Origin of the sequence: Streptomyces sp. NBC_00433 (genome assembly GCA_036015235.1) — a bacterium.
GTDB lineage: Bacteria > Actinomycetota > Actinomycetes > Streptomycetales > Streptomycetaceae > Actinacidiphila.
On the sequence record CP107926.1, the window covers coordinates 638,740 to 650,266 of the forward strand.

At 72.0% G+C, this 11,527-nt stretch carries 9 protein-coding genes; 3 read left to right on the forward strand and 6 right to left on the reverse strand.

The window, feature by feature from the left end; translation table 11 throughout:
* Nucleotides 1-15: 15 nt before the first annotated feature.
* Complete coding sequence (locus OG900_02730) at nucleotides 16-1,227, reverse strand: cation:proton antiporter (GenBank protein ID WUH89150.1); 1,212 nt, start codon at nucleotides 1,225-1,227, stop codon at nucleotides 16-18.
* Between the two features lie 483 nt (nucleotides 1,228-1,710).
* Here OG900_02730 and OG900_02735 point away from each other — a divergent pair, with 483 nt between their 5' ends.
* Entirely contained in the window at nucleotides 1,711-2,508 is a 798-nt protein-coding gene (locus tag OG900_02735; protein ID WUH89151.1) for an AraC family transcriptional regulator, read from the forward strand.
* On the opposite strand, the gene OG900_02740 is transcribed toward OG900_02735, so the two are convergent.
* Nucleotides 2,478-3,440 (reverse strand): winged helix-turn-helix domain-containing protein, encoded by a 963-nt coding sequence (locus tag OG900_02740; protein WUH89152.1) that lies wholly within the window; start codon nucleotides 3,438-3,440, stop codon nucleotides 2,478-2,480. The two genes, OG900_02735 and OG900_02740, sit on opposite strands and share 31 nt — an antisense overlap.
* A gap of 195 nt (nucleotides 3,441-3,635) precedes the next feature.
* Between OG900_02740 and OG900_02745 the strand changes: the two genes are divergently transcribed.
* Nucleotides 3,636-4,370, forward strand: a complete 735-nt coding sequence (locus tag OG900_02745) for an AraC family transcriptional regulator (GenBank protein ID WUH89153.1) — start codon at nucleotides 3,636-3,638, stop codon at nucleotides 4,368-4,370.
* A gap of 205 nt (nucleotides 4,371-4,575) precedes the next feature.
* Nucleotides 4,576-5,889, forward strand: coding sequence for a monooxygenase (locus OG900_02750; protein ID WUH89154.1), 1,314 nt, complete (start codon nucleotides 4,576-4,578; stop codon nucleotides 5,887-5,889).
* A gap of 550 nt (nucleotides 5,890-6,439) precedes the next feature.
* Here the strand turns inward: OG900_02750 and OG900_02755 are convergent.
* From OG900_02755 to OG900_02770, 4 genes are read right to left on the reverse strand one after another with little or no spacing between them, the layout of a single operon-like run.
* Entirely contained in the window at nucleotides 6,440-7,708 is a 1,269-nt protein-coding gene (locus OG900_02755; protein ID WUH89155.1) for a long-chain fatty acid--CoA ligase, read from the reverse strand.
* On the reverse strand, nucleotides 7,692-8,219 hold the full coding sequence (locus tag OG900_02760) for a flavin reductase family protein (GenBank protein ID WUH89156.1): 528 nt from the start codon (nucleotides 8,217-8,219) through the stop codon (nucleotides 7,692-7,694). Before OG900_02760 ends, OG900_02755 begins: the two co-directional genes overlap by 17 nt.
* A gap of 23 nt (nucleotides 8,220-8,242) precedes the next feature.
* The gene (locus OG900_02765) at nucleotides 8,243-9,076 is read right to left on the reverse strand and encodes an alpha/beta fold hydrolase (GenBank protein WUH89157.1); all 834 of its coding nucleotides are present in this window, start codon (nucleotides 9,074-9,076) and stop codon (nucleotides 8,243-8,245) included.
* Entirely contained in the window at nucleotides 9,073-11,523 is a 2,451-nt protein-coding gene (locus tag OG900_02770; GenBank protein WUH89158.1) for a polyketide synthase, read from the reverse strand. The genes OG900_02765 and OG900_02770 overlap by 4 nt, the downstream gene beginning before the upstream one ends.
* Between the last annotated feature and the right edge of the window lie 4 nt (nucleotides 11,524-11,527).

Below are 11,527 nucleotides of genomic sequence, written 5' to 3' on the forward strand. Positions count from 1 at the left end.
CCCGTACTCCAGCCGTTAGGCCGACGGCACTTCCTGGGCCTCCGGCAGGTGGACACTGGGTGTTTCCGGCACCACGACGGGACGGTGGTAGATCCGGTTCAGCAGCGGTCCCGTCATCATCGTGGTGACGACTGCCATCACGACCATCAGCGAATACAGCGGGCCGTCCAGCAGGCCCAGTTGCTTGCCCACGCCGAGGATCACCAGCTCCGTCAGGCCGCGGGTGTTCATCAGCGCGGCCAGTGCGCAGGCCGGTCTCGGCGGCAGTTTCAGCAGCCGGGCGGCGACGTAGGTGCCGCCGAACTTGCCGACCATCGCGACCAGCAGGATGACGCCGAGTTCGCCGGCCTGGGTGGCGCCGAAGTGCCGCAGGTTCACGCCGAGGCCGGCCACCATGAAGTAGACCGGCAGCAGCAGTCCCGAGATCCGCCCGATGTGGTCGGTGATCTCGGTGTGGAAGGCGTGCACCGCCGTCCCCTTGGGGGTGACCAGGCCGAAGATGAAGGCGCCGAAGATGAAGTGCAGGCCCATCGCCTCCGTCGCCGCGGCCGACAGCAGGATGCCGACCAGGACCACGAGGACCGCGTTGGGGTTCTGCGGCCGCAGGGTGGTGCCGTTGCCGACCAGCCAGCTCAGCACCGGGCGTACGACCAGGATGACGACCAGCAGGTAGGGGATGGCCAGGATCAGCCGCCAGTGGTGGCCGCCCTCGCTGGCGACGGCCTGGACCCCGGCGAGTCCGGTCCAGGCCAGCACGTCGACCATGGCGGCGGTGGCCAGCGCGATACCGCCCAGCGTGGTGCGGGACAGTCCGCGGTCGGTGAGGATCCGGGCCAGCACCGGGAAGGCGGTCACCGACACCGACAGGCCGATGAAGACGATGAAGGTGCCGTGCCGGTCGGTCGGGTGGTTGTGCAGCAGGTAGAACGCCATGCCGATGCCCAGCGAGAACGGCACGAGCATCGAGCCGAGCGCGGTGCCCGCGGTCAGCCAGCCGCGGCCGCGCAGATGCCGGCCCTCGATCTCCAGGCCGACGGTGAACATGAAAAGTGCGACGCCGACGTCGGCCATTCCTGACAGCAGCGGGCGCACGCCCACCGGGAACAGCGTGTCGACCGCCCCGCCCAGAAGCGTAGGACCGAGCAGAATCCCGCCGAGGATCTCACCGATCACCGCAGGCTGCCCAAAACGGGCGACAACTCTGCCGACCAGGCGGGCGACGATCACGATTAACGCGAGGTCAACGAATAGAAGCTGCACTTGATGGCTCGACATAGTGTGGCCCTCTCAGTTGCCGTAGAGCATCTGACTTCACCGCACGCTGCCGGCCGCGGAACAACCTTGTCAGGCATTCGACTCGGCGCCCGTCGATTCTTCACCGGTCGCCTAAAGAGCGTCTATATGCCCACTGGAAGCCGCTGACCTGCGAATACGTGCCGGATCCGCTCGATTCGCAAGGATGAAGAAGACACCGGGGCCGCAGAGATGCAAGGATCAACTCCGCCACACCGGTTCATCACCGCCTCTATAGCACAGAGCGTGACGGGAACTCACGGGGGACTCTGGGATGCAACATGTTATTTGCGTGCCGATAATCGGCGCGAAATAAGTGATTTACCCGAGTACTTCCTTATGCGGTCGTGCGCCACTCTGGCTGCCCCGTCGGTTTGTGAGTATTTCGAATGAACCCTCACGACCTGGGAGTGTTTCATGGAGTACATAGTTCAGCGCGCAGTGGCGGTCATCCGGGACAAGTACGGAGAGCCGCTCACCCTCGACGAACTGGCGCGAATGGTACTGGTCAGCAAGTTCCACTTCCTGCGCTCCTTCCGGCGGACCACCGGGGTCACCCCGGGGCGCTTTCTGAGCGCCGTCCGGCTGGCCGAGGCGAAACGCCTGCTGCTCGACACCTCGCTGAAGGTGTCGGACATCTCGGCGCAGGTCGGCTACAGCAGCATCGGCAGTTTCACCCGCAGGTTCACCGAATCCGTGGGCCTGCCGCCGACGCAGTACCGGCAGACGGCGACCGCGGTTCCGCTGCCCCATCCGCAGCGGCCGGCGAGCACCAGCAGAAACAGCGTCTCGGGTTATGTACGGCCCTGGCGCACCGGCCGTACCGAGGTCTTCGTCGGGCTGTTCGACAGCCCGATCATGCAGGGCAGACCAGCGGTCTGCGCGGTGCTGGAGGCGCCGGGCCCTTTCCGGCTCACCGGGATTCCGGCGGGTACGTGGTTCCTGCACGCAGCCACCCTGCCGGAACCAGGTGCCGCCGGCTGTCGTACCAGACAGTGGCGGCAACCCGTCCAACTGGTGGACTGTACGGGCCCGCTGACGATGCGGGACCAGGACGCGGCGGCGGCCGAGCGGCACGAGCGGGTCATCCTGACCCCGCGACCCGCGGAGTGGTTCAGGCCGCCGGTGCTGCTCGCCCTGCCGCACCAGATGCCCGGCGTGACCCCCCGGAAGCTGCACACCGGCTACCGGGAGCCTTCCGCGGCCGCGGTGTAGTCCGCGGCCTGCCGAGCGTACGGGACCCTGCGGGCGGCCGCACCGGCCGCAGGGGACTGCCTGACCTGCGGCCGCAGCTCCGGCCGCGGCTCGGCCGTCTGCCAGCGTTCAACACCCGCAGGAGCGGCCGTCATCGAGCGCAGCAGTTGCACACTCCCCGGCACCGTACGGGGCATCAGCGCGGGGTGGCCGTTGAGTATCTGCTCGTGCAGCGCGCTCAGTTCGGGCCCCGGCTCGACCCCCAGCTCGGCCATCAGCAGCTCCCTGGTCTCCCGGTAGACGCCCAGCGCGTGGGCCCGCCGGCCGCACCGGTAGAGCGCCAGCATCAGCAGCGAGCGCAGCCGCTCGCGCAGCGGCTCCCGGCCGACATGGCCGACCAGCGCCGGGATCACCTGGTTGTGCCAGCCGGCGGTGAGCAGCAGATCCGCCCACTCCTCCACGGCCATCAGCCGGGACTCGGTCAGCCGCACCCGCTCGATCTCGGCGAAGGGGCCGGGCACATTGGCGTACGCGTCGCCGTGCCACAGCGCGAGCGCGCGCTCCAACTGGCCGATGGCCGCCTCCGCCTGGCCGTTGGCCAGCAGGCTGCGGGCCGCGGTGTGGTGCCGGGTGAACAGCTGGACGTCGACCGCCTCGGCCGGCAGCCGCAGGCAGTAGCCGCCGCTCGCCGAGACCAGGACGCCGCCGGACTTGCGGCGGCCGCGGGCCGGATCGAGCACCCGTCGCAGACCGGCCACGTAAGTGTGCACGCCGCTGGCCGCGGACTGCGGCAGCTCACGGCCCCACACCCCGTCGACGATCTGCTCCACGCTGACGATCTCGCCGAGCCGGCCGGCCAGCAGGCCGAGGACGGCACGCTGCTTGGGAGGGCCGAGCGACACCTCCTCACCGTGCCGCCAGAAGCGAATGGGCCCCAATAATTCCAGCTGCATGATCCCCCGTCCAGATCCAGTCGCTCATTCAAGTAGACACCACAAGGGTGCGTGCGGGACACCCCGTACGCATCGCCCGGATTGCTCAGTTCCGCTCGACAACTGTGCGCCTGGGACTCCTTGACCTCACACATAGCACGTGGTTATCGTGACCGAGTTGTCACGTGCGGCCCAATACGGGGAGGCTGAGCACGGGTGCGGACCGAGATCGAATGGGTGGTTCAAGGCATTCATGAGGGCTTTGAGGGCAACCTGTCCATCGCCGACTTCGGGCGTATGGCCAGGCTGAGCCCCTGCCACATGGCCAGGCTGTTCCACCAGGAGACCGGACTGACTCCATCCGGTTTCCTGCTCGCAGTACGGATGGAGCAGGCGCGCCGCAGGCTGCTCCGCTCCGAGCGGAGCATCGTGGACATCGCCGACGAGGTCGGCTACGCGAGCCTCGGGGCGTTCACCTCGCGGTTCACCAAGGTTGTGGGTGTTTCGCCGGGTAAGTACCGACGGCTCAGCTCCCTCGGCAGTTCGATTGTCGACATGGTGGCGGGCGCCGAGGCGACGCACTTCACGTACGGCTCGGTCACCGGGCGTACCAAGCGGAGCGACGGTCTGCTGCGCGAGCCCGTCTACCTGGCCGCGTTCCCGATGACGCTCAACGGGCAGAAGGCCACCAGGTGCTGCCGCAGCGGCAACTCCACGGACCTGTGGAACATCGCGCACATCCCGTCGGGAATGTGGATGATCGAAGCGGTTTCCCGGACGGTGGGCGGCGGCAAGTACGATGTCGTCGTCGGCCAGGCGGGGCCCTTTCAGATTGACCCGGGCAGCGTTGTGAACGTTGACGTGATATTAACCGCGCCGACGAAATTCCGGGCGGTAGAAGCCGACCGGGCGCAACTCGGACTCGCCGTTCCCGATCTCTTCGGGTGCTAGCCTCCGGTGCGCGGCCCGCATAGGCCGCGCACCGGTATACAAGCGCCGCACAAGGCCAAGCAATCAGGGAGATGCCTCTTCCGTTCCTCCGGCCAAGAATCGACTCGGACTCCTATGTCCAGTCGACTCCTTTGTCCAGTCGGTCGCGAGGCCTGGAGGATCTGTGGGCACAATCGGAGGACATGCGGTCGTTGTCGGCGGCTCGATGAGCGGACTTGTCTCCGCCGCCGTGCTGTCGACCCGATTCGACCGTGTCACGGTCATCGACCGCGACACCCTGCCCGACGACGCGAGCGACCGCCGCGGGGTTCCGCAGAGCGGCCACGCGCACGCGCTGCTGATCAGCGGCCGGCAGGTGCTCGACCGGGTCTTCCCCGGGCTGACCGACGAGCTGGTCCAGGGCGGCGCCGTCCCCTACGACGCCGGATCGGACCTGCTCTTCCACCAGATGGGCGCGCTGCGGGCCAGGTTCAGCAGCGGCAAGCTCGGCATCAGCCTGACCCGGGCCTACCTGGAGCACACCGTACGGCAACGGGTCAGGGCCCTGCCCAACGTGACGGTACGCCACCAGGTCTCGGTCATCGACCTGCACGGCTCCCCCGGGCGGGTCTGCGGCGTCGTCCTCGACGGCGGCGAGATCCTGCGCTCCGACCTTGTCGTCGACGCCACCGGGCGCAGCGGCGACCGCACCGACACCTGGCTCAGGCGGCTCGAATGCCCCGCGCCCGAAGTCACCAAGCTCAAGGTCGACGTCGGCTACACCACCAGGGTGCTGCGCCGCGCGCCCGGCGACCGGATCGGCGGGGACGGCGGCGGACTGCTCTACCTGATGTCCGCTGTGCCGCCGCACGACAAGCGCGCGGCGGCCGTCTTCGCCGTCGAGGGCGACCGCTGGATGGTGACCCTCGGCGGCTGGCACCGCTCGCACGCCCCGACCGACCCCGAGGGCTTCGCCGAATTCGCCGAGAACCTGCCCGACCCGCACGTCGCGAAGCTGCTCGCCTCGTCCGAGCCGCTGGACGGGATGCGCGCCCACAAGTTCACCTACCCGCAGGCGAGGCGGCGCCACTTCGAGCGGCTCCGCGTCCTGCCCACCGGCTACGTCGCCCTCGGCGACGCCATCTGCAGCTTCAACCCGCTCTACGGGCAGGGCATGACCGTCGGGGCGATGGAGGCGGTGGCCCTCGGCGAGACCCTCGACCAGGAGGGCCGCGCGTCCGCGCGGATGGCGCGGTCCTATTACCGCAAGGCAGCGGCGGCCATCGCCACCCCGTGGCAGATGTCCACGGGCAGTGACTTCATGTACCCCGAGACGGTGGGGCCGCGGCCGCCCGGCACCGGGCTGGTGAACCGGTACGTACGCCGGCTCATGCTCGCCACGCATGTCTCCCAGGAGTCGCACCTCGTCCTCCTGGACATGCAGCACCTGCTGGCCCGGCCGTCGTCCATCTTCCGCCCCGGACCGGCGATACGGTCCCTGCTCGCGGCTCGCCACTCCCCGGCCAACCCGGCGGACTAGCGCCCGCACCGGGCCACCGGCCCCGCCCCCCACCGGCCAGGTGGGGCCGGCCCCACGACCCCGACCCCGACTCCGCCTCTGCGCCGGCGCTCGCCTCGTCCGGTGCGCCGCTTGCCCGCGCCCGTTGGGGGCTTGTCGCTCCGTTCTCCCCCAGCACTTCGCCTGGGGGTACCCCCAGGCGCCCCCAGGTGATTGCCACTTGCGGTGGCGTTGCTTGCTTCCGGCCCGGTGGGGGCTTGTGGCGCAGTTCTCCCCCAGCGCTCCGCGTGGGGGTACCCCCAGGCGCCCCCAGGTGATTGCCACTTGCGGTGGCGTTGCCTTCTTTCCCGCCTGTCCGGCGGGGCGCGCAGTTCCCCGCGCCCCTGAAAAACGCGTGCCCTCCTGCGCAGAGGGCCCCTGGCATGGGCCAACGCCTGGGCGCAGGAGGACGCGAGCCCGAAGGGGCGCGGGGAACTGCGCGCCCCATCACGACGCACGCGCAAGCAAGCAACGCACCGCAAGGGGCAATCACCCAGGGCCGCAGGTGAGGGGATCGCCGCCCTCCGGCGGGCTAAGGCTGGGGGAAGACGGTGAGGTGGTCGGTTGGGGTGTGGCGCCCCCGGAGGGAAGCGTGGAGGACCGGGCCCGGGTCCGGGTTGAAGGCGCGGCCCGGGGCGTGGTGGAAGACGCGGTCGAAGGCGAGGGCGGGGCCTACCGCGCAGACCTCGCCGATGCCGCCCGGTAGCGCAGCGCCACCGTGCTCGTCCAGGATCTGGATGCGCACGCCGGCGACGGCGCCGCCGACGTTCAGACCGCGGCGGCGGCCGGCGGCCGCGGACGCCGGCTCCCCCGGGTGGGACAGGTCGATGGCGGTCCACGGCAGGGCCCCGCCGGCCGGGGCGAATTCCGCCCAGAGCCGGGATGTGGGGAGCAGCGCCCGGTGCCGCGCGGCGAGTTCCGCGGGGCAGGGGTCGCCGACGAGGACGACGGTGCGCGGTCCCGGGGCGCCGGGGACCAGCAGGCGGTCGTACTGCTGCGGGGTGAGCATGGCGACAGGTGAGCGGGTCAGCGTCCCCTCGGGCGACCCGCAGTAGAGCGTGCCGGCCGATGCGACGGCCCACCACATCGCGGCGAGGGTCACCGGGCCGCCGGGGGCGGGCTGGCGGATCTCGACGCCGTGTTCGACGGCGCCGACCCGCTGGATGCGAGCGGCGGCGGCCAGTTGCCAGGCCCGGTGGTCGATGAGCTCGCCGGTCGGCCCCGGCACGGTGTCCGTACCGGGGGCGAGCAGGAGATACGCCGGGTCGATCGGGCTCGACCTGGGCAGCGAGTCGTCGGGGCGTACGGCCTCGGCCCGCTGCCAGGTGGCGGGGTCGTCCATCGGGACGACCAGCTGGACGCCGTCCCAGGCGGCCCGGTGGGCGCGGCCGCACAGGACGGTCTGCGCCCCGCTGAGCGCGGCGATCTCCGGGAGCGCCGCGTCCGGTGTGCCCGCGGGCACGGGTACGACCACCCCGCCGGCCTTGAGCACCGCCAGCTGGGCCACCAGCGACCTGCGGTGGTCGACGCAGTTGACGATGACGGGGTCGCCGAGTTGGACGCCGCCGAGCACCAGCAGCGACGCGAGCTGCCGGGCACGGTGCTCCGCGCCCCGGTAGGTGAGCCGGCCCGAGCCGACCCGGACGGCGGTGTGGTCGGGCTTGCGGGCGGCGACCCTGGCGAACATCGCGTCGAGGGTCAGCTGCCCGGCCGTGGCGGGGGTCAGCTGGAGCGGGCGTTCCGCGGGGCGGGGAGCCGGTGGTGCGACCGTGGCGGTCGCCCGGTCAGGAGATGAAGTCATAGGAGAGGTGGACGTCCTGCCCGGACTCGGCCCATGCCCCGTAGCGGCGCATGCCGTACAGCAGCGGCCACTGCGAGGTCAGCTGGGTGACGGCGACGGCCGCGCCCATGACCACCGAGTGGTCGCCGATGTCGTGCACGTCGGCGACGCGGCAGTCGGCGATGGTGTGCGCGGCCTCGACCAGGTGCGGTCCGCAGGCGGGCTCCTGCATCGCCCAGGGGGTCCGCTCGAAGCGGTCGGGGGCGCCGGAGGCGAAGAGTTCCGCGGTGCTCCGGGCGGCCTGGTGCAGCAGGTTGATCGTGTAGGCGCCGCTGTCCAGGATGGCCGCCAGGGTGGGGCTGCCGCGCCGCAGGCAGACCAGCAGGGTCGGCGGGTCGAGGGCGACGCTGCACAGCGAGGTGCAGGTCATGCCCCACGGCACCCCGTCTGGTGCCAGCGTGGTGATGACCGACACGCCGGTCGGAAACGCGCTCATCAGCGGACGTATGTCCGGTATCGGTTGCTGCGTCATGAGCCGGAGCCTTCCTGACGGGTTCACACGGTGCTGGGGTGGAACGCCTGGCGGCCGGCCTGGGCCGGTTGCAGCGCCTGGTGGATCTCCTGGACCAGCCGGACCGCGAAGTCGGGGAAGGCCGGACCCAGGAAGTGGAAGTGCCCGCCGTCGAAGAGCAGCCGCGCGAAGCGCGCCCGGGTCTGCGCGACCCAGCCGGGCAGGGTGCCCGGCGGCGCGACGTGGTCGTCGGTCGCGCCGAAGGCGGAGAGCGGTATGCCGAGCGGCGGCCGTGCGGGGTCGGGCCGGTAACCGGCCACCGCTCGCAGGTCGTTGCGTACGAGGTGCAGGAAGCGCTCCCGGAAGTCGGGGAGTTCGTCGATCCGCGGGTGCATGCCGCCCATCAGGGTGAGCCGGCGCATCAGTTCGTCGTCGGGCAGGTCGGTGTCGGGCAGGCCGTCGGGCACCCGGTGGCCGGGGGCGGACCTGCCGGACACGCCGAGCCAGGCGGGCGCGACGCCGTCCGCCTCCAGCAGGCGGGCCGTCTCGTGGGCGACGACCGCGCCGAGGCTGTGGCCGAACAGGGCCAGCGGTGTGCCGTCGGCCCAGGGGCGTATCCGGTCCGCGGTCCAGGCCGCGAGGTGGGCCATGTCGGCGAGCGGCGGCTGCGTGTGGCTCTTGCCGCGCCCGGGAAGGTCGAGCAGCAGCAGGTCCCAGTCGCGCGGCAGCAGCCGGCTCAGCGGGAAGTAGGCGGCCGCGGAGCCGCCGGCGTGGTGGATCACCACCAGGCGCAGCCGCGGCTGCGCGACGGGCCTGGGCCGTACGAAGGCGGCGGCGGCGTCCTCGGTGCGGGACGCCACCGCCTGGCGGGCGGTCATCGGGCGGCCCCCGCCGGGTCGGCCAGGGCGGTGTCGGTGATGTCCCTGGCGAGCGAGCCGAGCAGTTCGGTCAGCGGCAGGTCGAGCGGCAGCTCCTCGGCCGTGAGCCCGAAGGTGTAGTGCTCCTCGACGCGGGTGATGAAGAGCGTCGAGATGAAGGAGTCGCCGCCGCCGTCCAGGAAGGACAGCGCCGGGTCGAGCGGCTCGTCGGAGTGCAGGACCTCCTGCAACTGGCCGAGCAGGAAGGCCTCGACGGCCGCGGTGTCCACCGGGTCGGGCGCGTCCGTGCCGCGGGCGGCGGGACCGGTGCCGCCGTCGCGGGCGGCGCCGCCCATCGCGGGCTCGTCGATCCAGAAGCGGCGCCGCTGGAAGGGGTAGGTGGGCAGGTCGCCGAGCAGCCGCGCGCCGGGGGCCCGCAGCGCGTCGAACCGCAGGTCGGCGCCTGCCGCGTACAGTTCGCCGAGCGCGGCGAGCAGCAGCCGGTGCGCGTCCTGCGGCCGGGCGCCGGTCAGCGGCGCCTCGTGCGGTGCGCCGCCGGACTGCCAGCGCAGCCGGGCCGGGCCGCCGCTTTCCTCGCCGAGGGCGACCCGCAGCCCGAACCGCCCTAGCAGCGCGGCCAGTTGCCCGGCCGGGGACTCGCCGTCCGCAGGGCCGGGGATGGCCCGGACGAGCACGTCCACCGCCGCGGTCAGCGCGTCGGCGTCGGCGCCCGGGAGCAGGGTCAGCTCGCGCGGGGCCAGGGCGCGGTCGGCGCGTGGCGCCGGGGCCGCGTCCGACAGGCCCTCGACGGCCGCGTCCAGCTCGTCGGCCATTTCCGCGGCGCTGCTGCCGGTGACGGCGAGCCGGACCGGGTGGGCGGCCCGGCCGCAGCGCAGGGTGTGGCACAGCGACGCGGTCTGCCCGGGGTCGCCCTTGCGGAGGCGGTCGGCGAGCCGCCCGGCGAGTATCGCGAGCGCCGCCGGGTCCTTCGCGGAGACGGTGAGCAGGTCGGGCCCGCCGTCCTCGATGTCCGCGCCGTCCTGGCCGGACGCCGACGGTCCGTGGCCGACGGCGGGTTCGTACGCTTCGAGGAGGGCGTGCGCGTTGGTGCCGCTCATGCCGAAGGAGTTGACGCCGGCGATCCGCCGCGGCAGCTGCTCGGGCCAGGGCTGGTTGGTCCGCGGCACGGTGAAGCCCGTGGCCTCCCAGGGGATGTGCGGGTTGAGCGGGCCGTCGTCCTCCCCCGCGGCCGCCGGGATCTCGCCGTGCCGCAGCATCAGCACGGTCTTGATGAGCGCGGCGATGCCGGAGGCGGCCTCCAGGTGGCCGAGCCGGGACTTGACGCTGCCGATCGGCAGCGGGAAGCCGCGCTGCCGCACCGCGCCGCCGATCACCCCGTCGAGCGCACCGACCTCGATGGGGTCGCCGAGCGCCGTGCCGGTGCCGTGCGCCTCGATCCAGCCGATGTCGGCCGGGTCGACGCGGGCGTCGGCGAGCGCGGCGCGGATCACCTCCTGCTGGGCTGGGCCGTTGGGGGCGGTGAGCCCGGAGGCGGCCCCGTCGTGGTTGACGGCGGTGCCGCGCAGCACGGCGAGCACGGGGCGGCCCTCGCGCTCGGCGTCGGCCAGCCGCATCAGGACCAGCACCCCGACGCCCTCGCCGCGGCCGTAGCCGTCGGCGGAGGCCAGGAAGGACTTCGACCTGCCGGTCGGGGACAGCGCCCTGGTCTGGCTGAGCGAGACCATCAGGTTCGCGGACAGCAGCAGGTTGGAGCCGCACAGCAGCGCGTAGCGGCACTCGTCGTTGCGCAGGCCGCGGGCGGCCAGGTGCAGTGCGGTCAGCGACGACGAGCAGGCGGTGTCGACGCTGAGGACGGGGCCGCTGAAGCCCATCACGTGGCTGATCCGTCCGGCGCCGAAGCACAGCCCGCCGCCGGTGGTGTAGTACGGGTCGATGCCGGTGGTGTCCTCGCGGTCCTCCAGGCGCTCCAGGTACTCGGAGGCCATCATGCCGAGGTAGACGCCCACATTGAGCCGGTCGGCGCGGCGTACCGGCACTCCGGCGCGCTCCAGGGCCTCCCACGCGGTCTCCAGCAGCATCCGCTGCTGGGGGTCGAGGAGTTTCGCCTCGCGCTGGGAGATGCCGAAGAAGTCGGCGTCGAAGTGGGCGATGTCGTCGAGGAAGCCGGCCTGGTCGACGTACGAGCGGCCGGGCTTGCCCGGCACCGGGTCGTAGACGGCCCGCAGGCCGGGGCGGTCCTCGGGGATCGGCCGGTAGGCGGTGCCGTCGCCGCGCAGGAAGTCCCAGTAGGCGTCGGGTGAGTCGAGCCCGCCGGGCAGCCGCAGGGCCATGCCGACCACGGCCAGCGGGGCGTGCCGCTCGTCCTCCAGTTCGCGGATTCTGGCCTGGAGGCGGCGGGAGTGCTTCAGCTGGTCCTCCATCAGCCGGCGGATCTGATCGGCGTCCATGCTG